The organism is Leptospira venezuelensis (assembly GCF_002150035.1).
Taxonomy (GTDB): Bacteria; Spirochaetota; Leptospiria; order Leptospirales; family Leptospiraceae; genus Leptospira_B; species Leptospira_B venezuelensis.
In genome coordinates this window covers 455,228-472,350 of the sequence record NZ_NETS01000010.1, presented here as the reverse complement: position 1 = coordinate 472,350, position 17,123 = coordinate 455,228, and the positions used below count along the sequence as shown (strand labels likewise).

Annotated in this window: 16 protein-coding genes; 8 read left to right on the top strand and 8 right to left on the bottom strand. The window is 39.5% G+C overall.

Annotated elements, in window-relative coordinates; genetic code table 11:
* Positions 1-31: 31 nt before the first annotated feature.
* The gene (locus tag B1C82_RS09355) at positions 32-370 is read left to right on the top strand and encodes a TIGR04452 family lipoprotein (RefSeq protein WP_086448542.1); all 339 of its coding nucleotides are present in this window, start codon (positions 32-34) and stop codon (positions 368-370) included.
* 63 nt (positions 371-433) lie between these two features.
* On the opposite strand, the gene recG is transcribed toward B1C82_RS09355, so the two are convergent.
* The 5 genes from recG to B1C82_RS09330 form a co-directional block, all read right to left on the bottom strand.
* Positions 434-2,554 (bottom strand): ATP-dependent DNA helicase RecG, encoded by a 2,121-nt coding sequence (gene recG / locus B1C82_RS09350; protein ID WP_086447328.1) that lies wholly within the window; start codon positions 2,552-2,554, stop codon positions 434-436.
* Positions 2,535-2,930 (bottom strand): hypothetical protein, encoded by a 396-nt coding sequence (locus B1C82_RS09345; RefSeq protein ID WP_086447327.1) that lies wholly within the window; start codon positions 2,928-2,930, stop codon positions 2,535-2,537. Before B1C82_RS09345 ends, recG begins: the two co-directional genes overlap by 20 nt.
* Positions 2,927-3,604, bottom strand: a complete 678-nt coding sequence (locus tag B1C82_RS09340) for a hypothetical protein (protein ID WP_086447326.1) — start codon at positions 3,602-3,604, stop codon at positions 2,927-2,929. Before B1C82_RS09340 ends, B1C82_RS09345 begins: the two co-directional genes overlap by 4 nt.
* 2 nt (positions 3,605-3,606) lie before the next feature.
* Complete coding sequence (locus B1C82_RS09335) at positions 3,607-4,605, bottom strand: metallophosphoesterase family protein (protein WP_086447325.1); 999 nt, start codon at positions 4,603-4,605, stop codon at positions 3,607-3,609.
* Positions 4,606-4,698: 93 nt separating this feature from the next.
* Positions 4,699-5,391 carry a hypothetical protein gene (locus B1C82_RS09330; RefSeq protein WP_086447324.1) on the bottom strand — a complete coding sequence of 231 codons (693 nt, stop codon included), beginning with the start codon at positions 5,389-5,391 and terminating at the stop codon, positions 4,699-4,701.
* Between the two features lie 167 nt (positions 5,392-5,558).
* On the opposite strand from B1C82_RS09330, the gene B1C82_RS09325 reads away from it, so the two are divergent.
* The 5 genes from B1C82_RS09325 to B1C82_RS09305 all read left to right on the top strand — a co-directional run bounded on the left by B1C82_RS09325 (position 5,559) and on the right by B1C82_RS09305 (position 12,056).
* The gene (locus B1C82_RS09325) at positions 5,559-6,560 is read left to right on the top strand and encodes an NAD(P)H-dependent glycerol-3-phosphate dehydrogenase (RefSeq protein ID WP_086447323.1); all 1,002 of its coding nucleotides are present in this window, start codon (positions 5,559-5,561) and stop codon (positions 6,558-6,560) included.
* 27 nt (positions 6,561-6,587) lie between these two features.
* Positions 6,588-9,236 carry a tetratricopeptide repeat protein gene (locus B1C82_RS09320; RefSeq protein WP_086447322.1) on the top strand — a complete coding sequence of 883 codons (2,649 nt, stop codon included), beginning with the start codon at positions 6,588-6,590 and terminating at the stop codon, positions 9,234-9,236.
* 217 nt (positions 9,237-9,453) lie between these two features.
* Complete coding sequence (locus B1C82_RS09315; protein WP_086447321.1) at positions 9,454-10,782, top strand: hemolysin family protein; 1,329 nt, start codon at positions 9,454-9,456, stop codon at positions 10,780-10,782.
* Positions 10,783-10,818: 36 nt separating this feature from the next.
* Positions 10,819-11,358 carry a phosphopantothenoylcysteine decarboxylase gene (locus B1C82_RS09310; RefSeq protein ID WP_086447320.1) on the top strand — a complete coding sequence of 180 codons (540 nt, stop codon included), beginning with the start codon at positions 10,819-10,821 and terminating at the stop codon, positions 11,356-11,358.
* An 11-nt stretch (positions 11,359-11,369) separates the two neighbouring features.
* On the top strand, positions 11,370-12,056 hold the full coding sequence (locus tag B1C82_RS09305) for a phosphopantothenoylcysteine decarboxylase domain-containing protein (protein WP_086448541.1): 687 nt from the start codon (positions 11,370-11,372) through the stop codon (positions 12,054-12,056).
* An 83-nt stretch (positions 12,057-12,139) separates the two neighbouring features.
* Here B1C82_RS09305 and B1C82_RS09300 read toward each other — a convergent pair whose 3' ends face one another.
* From B1C82_RS09300 to B1C82_RS09290, 3 genes are read right to left on the bottom strand one after another with little or no spacing between them, the layout of a single operon-like run.
* Positions 12,140-12,511, bottom strand: coding sequence for an STAS domain-containing protein (locus B1C82_RS09300; protein WP_086447319.1), 372 nt, complete (start codon positions 12,509-12,511; stop codon positions 12,140-12,142).
* A gap of 16 nt (positions 12,512-12,527) precedes the next feature.
* Positions 12,528-12,857, bottom strand: a complete 330-nt coding sequence (locus B1C82_RS09295; protein ID WP_086447318.1) for a hypothetical protein — start codon at positions 12,855-12,857, stop codon at positions 12,528-12,530.
* Between the two features lie 4 nt (positions 12,858-12,861).
* On the bottom strand, positions 12,862-14,151 hold the full coding sequence (locus B1C82_RS09290; RefSeq protein WP_086448540.1) for a homoserine dehydrogenase: 1,290 nt from the start codon (positions 14,149-14,151) through the stop codon (positions 12,862-12,864).
* A gap of 203 nt (positions 14,152-14,354) precedes the next feature.
* On the opposite strand from B1C82_RS09290, the gene B1C82_RS09285 reads away from it, so the two are divergent.
* Positions 14,355-14,939 carry an LIC_10572 family protein gene (locus B1C82_RS09285; RefSeq protein WP_086447317.1) on the top strand — a complete coding sequence of 195 codons (585 nt, stop codon included), beginning with the start codon at positions 14,355-14,357 and terminating at the stop codon, positions 14,937-14,939.
* Between the two features lie 14 nt (positions 14,940-14,953).
* On the top strand, positions 14,954-17,110 hold the full coding sequence (locus B1C82_RS09280) for a tetratricopeptide repeat protein (RefSeq protein ID WP_086447316.1): 2,157 nt from the start codon (positions 14,954-14,956) through the stop codon (positions 17,108-17,110).
* The last annotated feature ends 13 nt before the right edge of the window (positions 17,111-17,123 follow it).

Sequence of the window (17,123 nt, the reverse complement as noted above, 5' to 3'; positions counted from 1 at the left end):
TTTTGTAAAAAACAAATTGGGAGAACCCTGGATGAAAAAAATCATCACTCTTCTTCTGCCACTGTTCCTAACTTTTAATTGTGTTCTATTTGATGCAATTGGTCTGTCCTATCCGGACACAGTAGATGGAACTGAAGCAAAAAGTATTATCCTGACAAGCGCAGTTATTGGATCCGCAGTAAGCGGTTTCGAAGTTCTTTCTATTCTTGCTCCTCAATTAGCAAAAGTAGAAGAAGATAAATACTATAACAAAGCGGATGTTGACGATTGTGCAAACGAAGCATTGATCATTAACTTGCTCACTGTAGATTTAGGTGGTTTTACTTGCGATCTAAACCCTAGACCAACGATTATTCCGTTTATCTACTGATCCGTTCTTTAGATCATCGATTTTCGGCCGGCTGAATTATAGGTCGGCCGAAAATTCTTCCTCTTAATTCGAAAACAATAAAGCGCCTTCCGAAAATCTAGAAACGATTTCCGATTTTTCCAGATCTCCTAAATTCCCGAATTCATTCGCATCTTCTCTAGAAATTTCAATCCATTGACTGTCTTCTCTTAAGTCAGCGATCTTAAAGTCCGGCAATCCACTTTGTCTAACACCTAAAAGTTCTCCAGGACCTCTTAATTTTAGATCAGCTTCGGATAAGAAAAATCCATCGTCAGAGTCTACCAACGCTTGGATGCGATATCTTGCTTCTTCCGTAATTTTGGAGTCTGAAATTAAGATACAAAAGCTCTCATGTTTTCCCCGACCTACTCGGCCTCTTAACTGGTGAAGCTGAGAGATCCCGAATCTATCAGAATGTTCTATTACCATCACAGAAGCATTTGGAACGTCTACACCAACTTCGATTACCGTTGTACTGACTAAGATTTGGATCTCATTTTGTTGGAACAATTTCATAACCCTATCTTTTTCAGAGGTTTCCATTTTCCCGTGAAGAAGTCCTACTTTGAATTCAGGAAAAACATCTTTTCTTAATGTTTCGTATGCTTCTATGCATGATTTAAGATCTGATTTTTCAGATTCTTCTACCAGCGGATAAACTATATAACATTGTCTTCCTTGAGAGACGTACTTTTGGATTGATTTATAAACTCCGGCTCTTTTGCTTTCAGTAAACCATAACGTTTTGATTGGGATCCTGCCAGCGGGACGATTTTTTAAGGTTACTAATTCCAAGTCTCCATACAGAGTAAGACAAAGTGTTCTTGGAATTGGAGTGGCAGTCATTGCGAGAATATCCGGGTTTTTTCCTTTGGCTCTTAATGTTTCTCTTTGTTCCACTCCGAACTTATGTTGTTCGTCTATGATCGCAAGTCCTAGGTCTTTGAAGATCACATCTTCTTGGAAAACACTATGAGTTCCTATGATAAATAGTGATTCTCCTGTTTTGATCCTGAATATTTTTTCGGCTCTCGTTTTTTTAGGTTCCTTTCCTACTAAAAGCTCTATTCGTAAGAAAGGCATATTCCCTAAAAAGTTCATTACGGTTTGATAATGTTGTCTGGCTAATATTTCAGTAGGGGCCACCATGCATACTTGAATCTGGTTGTCTGTGTATTTAAGCGCAGTGAGCAGTGCTACCAAGGTTTTTCCGGAACCTACATCTCCTTGCAGTAGAATCGCAGCTGGAGTATCCGACTTGGTCCATTCTGAAATTTTTGCGAGACTTGCTTTCTGATCAGGTGTTAACTCGAAAGGTAAATTTTTAATTAGATCTTTTGCTGTTTTGGACTCAGGAAGGGGCCACAAAACTCTATGAATTTTTGCTCTCTGAGAACGTTTGTATTCTATCAGAAGATTGAAATAATATAATTCTTCGTATTTAAATCTGGTCCTTGCTCTCCCTAGTTGTTCGTCTTCAGTAGGAAAATGGATCTCATTATAAGCCTGAGCTCGATCCATCAGATTTCTTTTTTTGACAACTTGTGCAGGAAGAATTTCCTGAATTCTACCTTCTAAAAGTTTTAATGCAAAATGGATTAGTTTACGAAGTTCTCTGGAATTGAGATGTTCATCTCTCATTGCTTCTGTTGTAGGATAAAGAGGAATGATGCGGCCTGTATGAATACTCTCAGGAAGATCGTCTTCTGAGATTTCCGAATTTCCACCATAAGATAGAACTTCGTAATCCGGATGCATAAGTTGGAAACCTCTAAAATATTCCAGCTTTCCAGTTACGGCTACGAGAATTCCTGGTTGGAAAACTCGGCGAAAAAATTGGATACCCCTGAAGAAAACTAAACTGATTGGCTCATTGTTTTTCGTTTTCGCAGAAACAACTAGTCTGGATTTTTTTCCATGAGCCAAATAGGAATCGATTACTTCTAAAATTAATGTAACTGATTCTCCCTGTTTGAGTAGAATGTTTTCCGTTAAGTTCCGATCTAAGTACCTGCGTGGAAACCATCCTAAAAGATCTTGGATAGTTTTGATCCCTACGGATTCTAAAACTTCCCGCTTTTTAGGTCCGACACCTTTAACAACTCCGATGGAGCTGGATAGGGAAATGGTAGAATTTTTTTTATCAGAGACCGAGTTCTTCATCCTGGACTGGTTTCGGTTGAGGAGAATTTTGAATCATCTCCTCTGGAGCCGAACTTGAATCATCCAATCCTAGGTAACAGTAACGGCAACCATAAATCCGCGCTTGTCGTTTTGCTCCGGGAATTGCAGGTTCAAAAAGAACTGCGTATAAGTATTCGTTCTTATCCAAGAATCGACCACATACAGGGCAAAGTCTGGGGCGGGGAACGTTCGGGTCCCAATTTCCACCGTATACTTTTCGAGGATTTCCGTAATCATTGTCTTTCGGTCGTTTGGAATCTTTTTTATCCAGACGTTTCGTATCTACAGTATATAAAACATGGAAGAAGATCGCAGCGGCCGCCAAACAAGCAACTAAGGTGAGAAAGGTGATCATTGTTTTAAATAGTCCTTTATTTTCTCTGCCATAGAGCCAGGCAAATTAATTCCCTTGTCCGCCAATCTTCCTGCATATTTATGAAATGAGTAAGTATGTTGGGAAGACTTTATAATTCCTTCGAAACATTCTTCCAATGATTCAGAAATTTTTTCCCAAAGAGGAAGATTCTCAGCGATCATATTTTCGTATTTGTGAAGAAGTCTACGGTTCACTCCTCTGCAAATGGATCTATAAAAACAAAAACGAATGAGTAATGCGGAGTCAGCATTTTTATCTTTTATATCTTTTTCCAATTGGTTTAAATTGATACAATCTACTATTTCTAGTTTATAGGCCTGAGAATTATGTTCGAAGGTAACCAGGTTCAGAAACATATGCTTGAAAAGCGCAATTTTATAACAATTTTCTAATCCACATTCTCCCATTCTGCCTTCTTCACATCTAGTATACATCACTATGTCTGTGTCTGAATCAGAAGTTGCCTGGCCGAAATTTAAGGAGCCTAAGATATCGAATGCTACCTCGTCTCCTCCGTAGTTGATGAGTTTATTAAATTTTTTGAAATCTTCTATTCTTTCTCTGGATACTCCAGTCTCATGAGATCTAAAAAACTTTTTTAGACCTACAAATTTTACGATATTGGAGTTTGAGCTAAGTTTTGGGAGAGTCATAACTATCGGATAAAATCTTCCGCCGGAACTTCTGAGTCGCTGCTTGCCTGGACAAGGGCTAACTTGTCTCCAGAGCAATCGACTTCTAAAAGGTGGCGAATTGAGTGATCCGATAGTCTATTCAGTTTTACATTTTTTACAAGATTGTTTTCTATTTCTATTTCAGAGAAGAAGCCCCCAGGTTGAAACCCGAAAACAGAATCAACTGGTCCAAAATTAGAAGGATTCAAAAACACTGTTTTCCCTTTTTTTATGATCCCTTGGTCTTCATGAACGTGACCCGAGACAACTAAGGCAGGAGAATAATCGTCTAAATATCTTCTGATCCCTTGAGAACCTACATTTCCGAAACTGGGGATTTTATCTAAAAATCCATATGCAGGATTATGGATCACAACTACGTCTGGATTTTCTTCTTTAAAGAAGTCTTCTGGTTCACTGTAATTTTTTCCGTTACGATTATACTCGTGGAATTTTACCGCTAACTTTTCAGGAATACCTGAAGTGATCACTGGAGCTCCACCATAACCTGCAAATTTTAATCCTCCCATATCGAAAGTTTTTCTATGCAGGTCTCTTTCGTATAACGCGGAATATTGAAGATCTATATCATAATTTCCTGGTAATAGCCAGACAGGTGCTTTTGCATATTTTTGGATAATGATTTCGATGAGTTCGTACTTTTCCTTCATCGTTTTTGCAGCTTGGTGGAATAACCTTCTGTAATCGTGGGACTTTTCAACAACGTTAGGCAGGTACTTTTCCGGAAAACGTACCGCTCTAGTTGCATAATCGTAAGGATTGATCTCTTCTTTGACATCATCCATGATACGATACATATCTTCTTGGAGAGTTACAAATTCTATGATTCGTTCTGGATTGAAAAAGGCTTTGTAGATAATATCGCCGGAGAAAAGGTACAAGTCACATTCGGTTCCTATAAGGACTTCTTTCAATCCTCTTAGTCCGTCGTGGATATCGGTGAGGTAAATGATCCTCATTTGGACTTATCCTAATTTTATGTTAAACGACTTAAAGCCGTTCGACCCTTTCTATACTGATTCTTAATAAACCCATGATAATGTCCAATCTTTCTAATCCCTCCACAGCATGAGCATGCTGTCTTCGTTCTCCGAAATCGGTTCTATTCTGAGATAGTCCGGACCAAAAAAATCCAATAATGGTTTTAAGATCGTATTTGATCGCACGAATAAAAATACATTTCCTTTTTCGGGGATTACTTTTTGGACAGTCACTGCTCCTGCAACTTCCGGAATTTCTGCTAAAAAATAATTTAAGTCGACTCTGATCTCATTTCCAATATCCGTAAGGGATAATATTTCCGGAATTTCCTCAACTATCTCTTCTAATATTAGCTTTCGATGAAATTTGAAAACTTTGGAAAAAATCCGTATCGGATCTATGGACCTTGGGTTATGATCATAAAGTCTAAAAGCTTCTATCCTAAACACCACTCTGTTTCCATCTACCTTCACAGGTCTTAAGGAAAGTTTGTATCTGATATGATTCGTTCTTAAAATTTTAGACCAGGCTAATCCTCGGATGGAATAATGTCCGGAAAGGTATAAAACACCCCGACCTGAATCCATCACCAAGGACTCTAGATCTTCCGTGCCCTCTACCACTTTTTTTTGCAGAACCTTATTCAAAGAATGAAGTAAAACGGCGATCCTGTAATTGCTCTTTAAGGCTTTTTCTTCGAAGGAATTTTTTCCCGTCAAAAAATCTAAAAGATTGAATCCCGAAAGTTTCCGCAAATCGAGCATGGAAGAACAAAATTAATCCTTCGGATTCGGTCGGTAAACTTCATTTCTATTTTATACCAAAATAAGAATGGAACGGGTATCATTTTTCCCCGCTTTTTTTTCTTGCCGTTTAGGCTTTCCTGGTCAGGATCATCACTCCTTAGGGTTAGTCGGGGAAAGGGTATCTCATGCAAATCGGCGTTATCGGTTCTGGAAGTTTCGGTTCTTCTTTAGGTGTGCTCTTGGCGGACAAAGGTTATGATGTTACCATTTGGGGAAGGAACTCCAACCTAATTGGAGAGATTAATGAGAACCATCGGAATGAAAAATATCTACCGGGTATTGATCTTCCCAAAAATTTAAAAGGAACCACAAGTTTAGAAGAAGCTGTCCGAGACAAGGACATGATCGTTTCCGCTCCTCCTTCTCACGCGATCACAGATATTTTAAAAGAGATTAAATCTTTCCTCCCAGAAAAGGCTCCTATCGTTTCTGCAAGTAAAGGAATAGAAAATGGAAGTCTCAGATTAGTTTCCGAAATTTTTGAAGCAGAACTTCCGGGTAAATTTCACAGCAGATTATCTTATCTTTCTGGACCTAGTTTTGCAAAAGAGTTGGTCAAACGTGTACCGACAATCGTGAGTATCGCATCTAAAAATGAAGCAACTGCAAGAAAGGTACAAGAAATATTTAGTTTCACTTATTTTAGGACTTATTGGACTCCGGATGTGGTCGGAGTAGAAGTTGGCGGTTCTTTAAAGAATGTGATCGCAATCGCTGCGGGAGTTTCCGACGGATTAGGATTCGGGCAAAATACTAGGGCTGCTTTGATCACCAGAGGGTTAACCGAAATTTCTAGACTTGGAGTCAAATTGGGAGCAGATCCTCTTACATTCTTAGGCCCTTCCGGAATGGGAGATTTGATCTTAACTTGTTGCGGAGATGCTTCCAGAAACAGGACTGTTGGATTTAGATTAGGAAAAGGAGAAAGTCTGGATTCTATTTTAGGCGGGATGGTGGAAGTTGCGGAAGGGGTAAAAACCGCCAAAAGTGGATTTGAACTGTCTCAGAAATTAGGTATCGAAATGGCCATTACCACCGAGGTGTATAAAATGCTTTACGAGCATAAGAATCCGAAGGAGGTTGTTAGAGATTTAATGGGCCGGGACTTAAAAAGAGAAGGTCTATAAACCGCTCTTAAATCGCGATCGATTCCCTTGCAAAAATCAATTTTAAATATTCGTAATATAGGCTCCATTAGCCTAATTTTCAAATATATTCCTTTTTTATTAATTTCATTCTGTTCTTTTTGCACATCCCTCTCTGCGCAGGCCCGTAACGATTACGGTTGGACAGGTTCTCCTGGTAATTTTTATCTTTTGATGGATGGTAAAAATGTCCTGACTAAAGAAACTGATTTTAATTCCTTTCCCGAGGGTCTGAATGGCGTCCAAAAATCGGAGTTTGCACTTTTAGCAGGAGAATATTTACTTCTTAATAAAGATTCCGGTAAATTCTCCAACTTAATCACCACCATCCGAAAAGAAAAAGATCTGGGCTTCGCCGAAGTTCTTCTACTTTATTTCCAAGATATCTACTTTTCTAAAAAATCCAATGGGGAAAATTTCCTAAAAGCTTGGAATCCTCCTGCTGGAGACACATACCAAAAGGAATTGGTAGAATCTACGCGTAATGTTCTTCTTCATAAGAAGCCTGCAGATAAGATCAAATGTTCTCCGAAAAAACAATATTATTCACTTTGTAGAATGCTTCGTCTCGGAAGTTATATGGCGGATTTTAAACTTTCGGATCCGAACCATGATAGGGAATACACAAATCTACAAAGAATACTTTCTCCTTTCCCGGGAATTACTGATCCGGAGGAGAAAGAACTAAAACATATTCCTTTCTTATCTAATTTTCTTCCTAATATCGCTGATTATCTTTCGGAGTTAGGATTTGCAAGAGATGCGATCCAATTTTCTAAAATTGGGATCGTATCGGAAAATCTTGGTGGAAGAATGCTCTCTCATTCTTACGAAAAATTGGCGTATTACTATTTAGTAGATGGAGATCCGAGTTCTGCCGAAAAAGTTTTAAAGTATATTATAGAAAGACAAGGGGAGATGGCTCCAGCGTATAAGAATTCGTTATATCTGAAGTTAGGAACTCTTGCTTATTTACAAGGTGATCCTGCAAGGGCTTTAGAATATTATTTAAATTTAGATTTTTTACATTGGTCCACTAAGATACTTCATCCATTTTTAGGCGAACCTATTCCGATCAATAGTGCTCGTGACCTTGTGTCAGTTGCAGTTTGGAAATCTAAAAACTCCCACAAAGCAGTGGATGCCTTACAATCAGTTAGCACTCCTAAAAATCTGACGGAAGATGATCTATTTACTAAATTAAGAATTATTCAAATACTTTCGGAAGACGAGCCTGAAGTGGCTTCCAAACTTGCAATGGATCTGAGCTTTCTCGCACAAAGTAAGGGATGGAGAAGAGTGGAATATTCCGCCACATTGCTCCATGGATTTTTGCAGTTAAAAACAAATAATCTTAGAAAAGCGATCATTGAATTTACTAAAGCGGGCGGTATCTTAAAAGAAGATCCTTCTTATAAAGAAGAATGGATCAGATTAAATGGATTATTTCTTTCTCATAAGGAATCCTCGAATTTAAGAGGAGTAAAAAGTTTCTTAGACCAGGCTCTTAAAATTTCAGCGTCAGGCCATGTTGATGATAAAACTTTTGAGATTAAAAATTATCTTCCGCCTTCATATGGAAGTAAAAGTTTAGAGAATTCTGCTATTGATTTTTATACTAGACATGGTTATACAAACGATCTGCTTTCTTTTATGATCCATAATGAGGAAAATTCCGAACTTCAGGAAGATGATTCTCCGCCCGATCTTGCGATCCTTAAAACTCATAATAGAATTTCTAGATATAAAGGTTTTTATCCTCCGGGAAGAGAACCTTGGAAGTCTGCTTGGTCTGAAATGAGAACCAAGGAATCCGCTCGCATTAAAGAAGAGTCTGATCCACTTAAGAATGCAAATTTCAGAAAATTAACTCATCCACTTATCGCAGTTTTCGTGAAAGATAAGCGGGTATTTCTATTTCATAAGGACGGAGATTCTTCTGAGCTGGAAGCAAGGGAATTGAATACGGATAATCCTACTAGCTACACTGCTCAATCCGCTTTTAGAAGTACGATGGAATCCTTTTCTAAAAAAGACAAAGTCCAGATCTTTCTGAATTCACCTGGGGTAGAAGCTGCGGAATATCTTAGAAAGGAATTCCCTGATTCTGAAATTAAGTTATTTTTGCGTTTTGATAAAAGAGACGAGTCTGATACTGCTAAAAAAGTATTCGGTCCAGCATGTGAGAATCTTTTCCCTAAAAATCTTCCGGAAGGGGAAGGGCATTTAGGATGGCAGTCCTTTCCACTACAGTATTATGATGGATCCAAATTACTCCAAGGAAAGTCCGCTCTGCTTGTTTGGAATATGAAGGTGACTTCTAAATCTCCTAACGGTCTTAGAGATTACGAATGGTCCTGTGGATCCGATTCCATTTCCTTTAGAAAGGCGAAGCGTAGATTAGATTTTAGGAATTTGCCGGATAGAATTGCATTTACAAAGGATTCGCTCAGCGGTTCCGGCTGGGGAGATAAATCTGAAGACTTTTTGGACTGGGCCAGGTTCTGGTTATCGGTTGGAACTTCTCGCCTTTACTTTGTTAAATACTGGAATCCAGAGTCAGAATCCGACATAAATTTATTAGAGAGACTTGCGAATGAAAATGGGGACCCAAACCTGAATTCCAGAGTTCTCAAAATGGTTCGAAACGCAGAATGACCAGCTTAAACTTAGCTCCGTAAAAGGGTAAATTTTCATTTTTTCACCTTCAAAACACTCGACAATGCACCGTTTTTCAGGGATGGTATCACAGATAGATGGACCCCGACAGTAGAAGCCGGATTTTTCCGGACCAAATCGATAATTTTCCCACCTTGTTTTATTCTTTCGATCTAGCAATCTGCCTAAATCTTACATTCGGAAGATCTTGCCGTTAATGGACGTGATTGGATTTTTCGTAATACTTATTCTTATATTCGCCAATGGGTTTTTCGTGTCTGCGGAATTTGCCTTGGTGTCGATTAGACCCTCTCGTTTAGAAGAATTGATCAGAGACGGTAGGCCTATGGCTGCCCTTACCAAAAAAGCAGCAACCATGTTGAACGATATGCTTTCCGTCTGTCAGGTGGGGATCACAATTGCAAGTCTCCTTCTTGGTTGGGTGGGAGAAGGTTATTTATCCAGTTGGATAGAACCTATCTTTCATTACGCTGGCTATCCTGATTCCGATCTCACGGTTCATGGAATTGCTGTGGCGATCTCTTTTGCACTAATCACATTTTTGCATATTCTTTTAGGAGAACTTCTTCCTAAAACAGTTGCGATCCAGAAGACAGAGACCTTAGCATTGGTGACAAGTGCTCCTATATTCTTCTTTTATTATTTATTTTTTCCTATTACGTTTTTCTTAAATGGAATTACTTCCTTCATCTTGAAAAGGATCGGATTTAAGGAGGATTCTCATCGTATCATACATTCTCCTGAAGAATTGATGATCCTGATCCAAGAACAGAATAAACAAGGGAATATTGACCAAGAAGAATTCCAGATCATCCAAAAAACTTTCGAGTTCTCTGAACATTTAGCAAAGGATGTGATGACTCACCGTTTGAGCATTGTCGGAATTCCTGCTGATAGCCAGATGGATGGAGTTCTTTCTATCATCGCAGAGCATCATTTTTCCAGATATCCAGTATATGATGGAACCACTGATAATATAGTAGGTATCATTCACGTTCAGGCCTATCTAGCTTGGCTTTCCGAATCCAAAAGGAATAAGAAAGCAAAGGTCACTACAATTATGCAGTCCCCTATTGTGGTTCCAGAAGGTATGTCCATAGAGAAAGTTCTTCAGAAGTTGCGAGTTGCAAAACAACATATGGCGATCGTGATCGACGAGTATGGCGGAGTTTCCGGACTACTAACTATGGAAGACATAGTGGAAGAAGTTTTTGGCGAGATCCGTGACGAGACTGACGATCATGAAACGGATGCAGTTCCATCTCATTCTCCCGATGCATTTGATATCGACGGAGAAACCGAGCTCGACGAATTAAAAGAAATCCTATCAGGAATCGAAGATGAGGAGCTAAACGATATCCGCACTATTGCAGGTTTTATTTTAGAGAAGTTAGAAGATATGCCTAAGGAAGGGACCGTAGTCGCGATCCCTGAAGGCAAGCTGACCGTAGAAAAAATGGATGGAAATAAGATCATGACTGTTCGTTTTACTCGGCTTTCTGCTCCTTCTTCCTTTGCGATTTAAGTTGTAAAACTAATCGATCGGTTTTGGATCTGTACTATGGACAAAAAGGATATTCTGATCGCAGTCAGCGGAAGTATCGCAGCTTTTAGGGCTTGCGAACTGGTGCGTAATCTTACCAAGGAAGGTTATCCTGTTTCCGTCATCATGACTCAGAATGCGACCAAGTTTATTGGTCCTATCACATTCGAGGCTCTTACAGGTAAAAAAGTCCAGGTAGATGAATACGAGCAGGGAATGGCTCATATTGACGCAAGGAATCGTGCGGCTGTGATCGCGGTGGTTCCCGCTACTGCAAATATTATCGCAAAAATGGCGAACGGAATTGCAGACGATCTTGTAACTTCTACTTATCTTGCGGCGAAGTGTCCAGTGTTGGTTGCTCCTGCAATGAACCCGAATATGTTCACTCATCCAGCTACACAAAGAAATCTGGCACGTCTGAAAGAAGACGGTGTGATTATCATGGATCCTCAGGAAGGAGTTGTTGTCTGCGGTGACGAAGGTTATGGCAAACTTGCTGATGTTCCAGTAATGCAAAAGAAGATCCTGGAATTGTATCTGAAAACTTCTAAATAAGATGTTTGATCTTGGCTAAATATTCAAAAATTATAATCAGTTCAGGACCCACCAGGGAGTGGATCGATCCAGTACGTTTTATTTCAAATGCCTCTTCGGGAAAAATGGGATATTGTTTGGCCGAAGAAGCGGCTCATTTGGTTAAGGAAGTCGTTTATATCCGAGGATTGACTGAACCAAAATATTCAGAACCGAAAGGCGCAAGAGTTGTTAAGGTAGAAACCACTCTGGAAATGAAAGACGCGATTCTGAATGAAGTTACGTCTTCTTCCATTCTTATTATGGCCGCTGCTCCAGCGGACTTTCGTCCTAAAAATGCAAATGAATCTAAGATCAAAAAAGAAGAAGGGAGCGATACCTTGGCCCTGGAGCTGATTAAAAATCCGGATATTCTTGTTTCAGTTCAAGAAAAAATCCAGGCTCAAGACCTGAAGAATATACTAAGGATCGGCTTTTCCGCAGAAACGGATCTTCTAGACCAAAACGCTTTAGGCAAACTTAGCAAGAAAAACCTGGATTTTATAGTGGGAAATTACGTTGGCAAGGATTCCAAAGGTTTTGGGGACTTGGATACAAGTGTGATTATTTTCGGAAAAGAAGGTTCTAAAAAAGAAATCGGTCCCGCTTCAAAAGAGACCATTGCCAAAGGTATTTTAGAATATTTGGATATTCTTTCTAAACAAGAAAGTGTTAGATAAGAGCCAGTCCCCAAAGGTCCAGGCTCTTTAAGTCCGCAACTTGGTATTGACCGAAAGTCTATATCTTGGGACGGACTATATGATTATTTAAAGACCGCTTTAGCCTCGTCCAGAGTATGATAGATCGCTACCTTTTTAGGTAATTCCATCAATCGGATCACATTCTCTAAGAAGTGATTTAATCCTCCGATCACGATCTTGCCGTTATGCTGGTCTACAGTTTTGATCAGAGTTAAAAGGGTTGCAACCCCAACACTATTGATATATTCCAAAGAAGAAAGGTCTAAGATGATCTCGTAGATCCCTTCGTCGAAAACGAAATTGATCTTTCTGGAAATTTCGAAAGCATTCGAGTTCGTCACTTTTCCATTCATAATGACGACTAAAACTTCTTTGTCTCCGACAGAGTCTCTTTTAGTTTCTATGTAAAGGCCTTCGAATTCCGTTTTTGCCATTTTGTCCCGATCCGCGTTAAAGCATCAATGTTCCATCTTTGATGGTGGCTGTCAATTCCGTCCATCCGGAGACTTCTTCCGGTTTGGAATCCGTTTTGGCGGATCCACGGTAAAGTATCCTAAGTCGTCCTTTCTCTTCGATTTCGCCTTCTAAGTCCAGATAGATCCTTCTGTGATCATTCTTTCTCTGAAAAGTTATTTTCGATCCACTTTGGAGCAATTCCCAAAAAGAAGCGACTGTTCCGAAGGTGATTAGACGAGAAATTCCGTCAATATCCAAAAATAAATCCAAATGTGAATCCCCGAATCCTTCATGTAAGGATAATGTGCAGGGAAATTCGTTCATACTTTTACAATTTGTCTTCTAAGCGGATTGCTACCGAGGGTTCTAATACCACTTCGGAGGCATCTATCCTTCCTAAAGACGCAGAAATCGAAGCTTCCACACATGGATGTGTGACCACGACTACTTCTGCAGGTTCCTTTTCAGATTCGTTTTGGCGAACAGAAGAAATAGATACTCCGTTTGTTCCCAAATCTTTTGCAATTTCCGCTAAGACCCCTGGTTGGTCCAAGGTATTAAATCTAAGATAATATCTAGCTTCTGTTTGGTTCGCTTCTGATATGGAGGCTTTTGGGAATCTGTTTTTCTCCATCGGAAGATTTTTGCCCCGTCTTGAGCTGTAATAAATCAAGTCTGAAATCACTGCGGAAGCGGTAGGCAAAGCACCAGCTCCTTTTCCTACGATCAATCCTGGGCCTGCAAATGCAGTCTTGTAATATACTGCGTTTGTCTCATTCATCACACTTGCGAACGCGTGATGTTTAGGGATCATTACTGGTTGGACCCTGGCTTCTACCTTGCCGTCCAATTTTCTTACAAGGCCGAGTAACTTGATCCTATAACCGAGGTCAGAAGCGAATGCTATGTCTAGTCGCGTAATCTTTGTTATACCTTCGACCACGATATTTTGTAATGGTATCTTCTCCCCAAAAGCCAGGGAGCCTAATATACTGATTTTGTGCGCGGTATCTATACCTTCTACATCGAAGCTTGGATCCGCTTCTGCAAATCCCTTTTCCTGAGCGAGTTTTAGAGCTTCTTTATAATCTAAACCTTCTGTTTCCATTTTGGAAAGAATGAAGTTAGTGGTTCCGTTTAAGATCCCGTAAAGTCCAAGTATCTTATCTCCTGCCAAACAATTTCGTATTGCTCGGATGATAGGAATAGAACCACCGACAGAAGCTTCGAATCCAATTTCTGTTTGGTTCTCTTCTGCAGTTCTATAAATAATCTCTCCTTTTTCAGAAAGAAGAGCCTTATTAGCTGTGATTACAGTTTGTTTGGATTGTAAGGCACCAAGTACGATCTCTTCGGAGATTGTTGTACCTCCTACAAGTTCGATGATCAAATCGATTTCGGGGTTACCCACCACTTGTTTGTAATCGTCTGTTATTTTTACTTTGGAAAATAATTTCGAAATAGGGGCGATTTTAGAGGGAGTTCGGGTACAAATCGTATGTACATTAAGGGAGATACCGTATTCTTTTTCAAATCTTGCGGATTCTTCCGAAAGAATTTTAAGAACTCCTGAGCCGACTGTTCCTGCGCCAATTAATCCGATTCGAATCGTCTGCATTCTGGGACAATCCTTTCGGCTATACTGGAAACATTCGACCTTTTTTAAGTATGGATAGAGGCTTTCCTTTCGGCCTGGCGGTTTTTTCTTTACTAAATGAGCTAGTCTTGGTAGAGATTCTTTTACGGACGATTTTAAAATTCGTTTAGGACCTTTTAGAATAAATTGGTCCAAATCCATCGACTGAAAGGATAATCCACTTTATGGCGAACCGTCGTAAGCCTCCTCGCAAAACCTCCGGGAATAAAAAACAAGAATCTTCCCACAAACATCCAGGCGGAGGAAACCGCGGCCATCAGCAGAAAAAAAGACCGGAACATAGTCGTCCGAATCGCCAGCAACAACATACTGTAGCTACTAAAATTTCAGAAACGATGAAAGAACTTCCGATGAAGGCTCCTCAAGCTGGGGGAAATTCAGGCACTCTTGTAAAAGTAATAGGATTTCTTGCTGTTGCATTGATCGTTTTTTTCGGATATTTTATCGTTCAGGAATATTTGGATAAAACTCCTGTTTATGGAAAACATGGTTGGGATGAAGAAGCGGGATCTCCTGTCGCCTGGGAAGACGCCGTTCGTTATTGTTCGTCCAGAAGAAAGAGACTTCCTGACAAAGAAGAGCTTAAGACATTCTCCAAACGAGCTGATAAAAAGATTAAAACGATCGGATTGTTTTGGTCTACAAGTGCCGCTGGAGACAAAGGGGATTATATGACCGTAAACTTAAGCAGCGGAGATTTTTCTCCTAGTTCCAGCACAAACAAATTCGCAGTTATCTGTGTGAAATGATGCTTTGACCTATCATGGCTGTTTTAACTTTTTCCAGCGTCAGTTATCTTACTGGATTTCTTCTTTCCGGGCTCTGCGCTTTTTTTCTTCTAATTAGAAAGGAAAAATATGAAACAACCTTACATTTAGGCTGGGTATTCTTATACTGCTCGTTACTCGAGCTTTCCTTTTTGCTCGGGACATCTTTTTTCCATCCTCTTTCTTTTTTGCATAGATGGCTTTCTTTGCCCTCAGCGTTTTTACTTTGCGCCCATCTATGTTTATACTTTTTTCTGCTGAACTCTCAGGCATCCGAAAAGACTGGAAGGATTTTATTGGGCGCTGGATATTTTCTGGCTCTAAGTATATTGGTCCTTCATATTGTAGGAACTATATTTGCAAAACCGGTTTATGATTTTGGTGGAGGAGTTTACGATGTAATTCATAGAGCCGACGAAAGAGTGATCTTTTGGTTTGGCATCCTTTATGTTTGTGTAATATTATTATTCGGAGTTTGGAGAGGTTTCCAGGCTCATAGATCCGATGTTCAGCTAATGGCTCTTTCTCTTTGGGTGCCTTTTCTGCTTCTTCTTGGAACAACAATACTTTTCCATCTAAAGGAGATCGCTTATCCAATAGACAGAGCCATCGGACTTTCCTTTTGGAATCCTATTTTTCTAACTGCGTTATTTCTTGCATGGCTAATCCATCTAAGAGCCTCTGGAGAAGCTTTCAGTCTTAGATCTCCCATTCTGCTCGGGATCATATTATTAATATTATTCGTTTTTCAAGGAAGTAGTTGGTTATTCTTGCAGCCTGGATTGGAATCTTTTAACGAAACAGTTAAGGAAAAATTGAAGGCTCAGGATCTTTCTCCTGATTCTTATTTACTTTCCGTGCAAGACAATGAAGGATTTGTTCTAACGACATCCGGAGGATTAGAGACTTCCTTTTTTGCAGAATCTAAAAGAGATTTGATCCTTTCTTTTATTTGGAATAATCCTTCTGCTTTGAACAAGGAATTTCCTTCTTATGCAAAGGTCGCAGAGTCATTAAAAGGTACTGAAAAGTATTCTGAAAATCTAATAAACTTCTCTAAGGGATTGGAAAAAATACGTAAAAAGATACGCAATCTTCCACCTAAGGACATGCGAGAAGGTATTTTAGAGCAGATCTCTCCTGAAGTTAAAGACGAAAAACTCTCCTTATTCTTAAAGATACTTTCCGGTTCTGTAAAAAACTCTTCTGCAGAAGGGGAAGCATTACGAGGTTTTACTTTGGATCAAATGAGGGAACTTGTTCCTGAAGGAGAGCCTCATTTCAGAAGGATTCCTGGGCTTGCGATGGGAGAATATTATTATTCTATAATCCAAAAATCTCCGGGTAAAACCCAGATGAAGGAGATAGGAATCCCTTATCAGGAATTTTTAGCATTTGAGACAGGACTTTTAAAAAAACCTGTGCTTGCGTTTTTAGTTTGTATTCTTCTTTTTTCAATAGCGATTAATTCATTTTTCTCCTTCTTCGTAATTCATCCTTTGGATAGGTTATACTCTGCATTGGAGCTTGCGACCGAGGGAGATCTACAGAGAGAATTACATCCGGAAGCTTGGGATGAGATCGGAAGTTTAGCGGATCAATTTAATAGAATGATCCAATCTGTCCGAACGGAAGAAGGTTCAGAATATTCTCCTTTTAGTCGGACGGGTGTTGCTTCCGGATCGAGTGAAGGAATTTCTTCTTGGAAAGAAATTTCAGATCGAATTAAAGGGACTAGTTCAGTTTCAGAATTAAGAAAATTTCTTTCTGATCTACAGGGAAGCCAGGATTCCCATCCAGTTCGTTCTAAGTTGATTTTAAAACTTGGGCTGAAGATCAAAGATTATCAGACTGCGTATATGGCTGCTCAAGAATTAAGGAAAATGGGGATTGTAAAAGATCCTGAAATGCTTTTTATCCTCTCTTATTGCGCTAAAAAAACGGGAGATATCAAAGAGGCTATCCGTTTGTCTGAAGAGCTTAGATCTATTTCTGAGGGTCATACCCAAAACAATTTACATCTTGCGGATATGTATTATCACACAAATCGTTTAGATGAGGCCAGAGATCTTGCTATCCAAATTCGTAAGGAGCAGGGACCTTCTGCTGCAGTTACAAAACTTTTGAATGCGATAGAAAAAAAAGGCGCCTGAGATAAACTGGGCG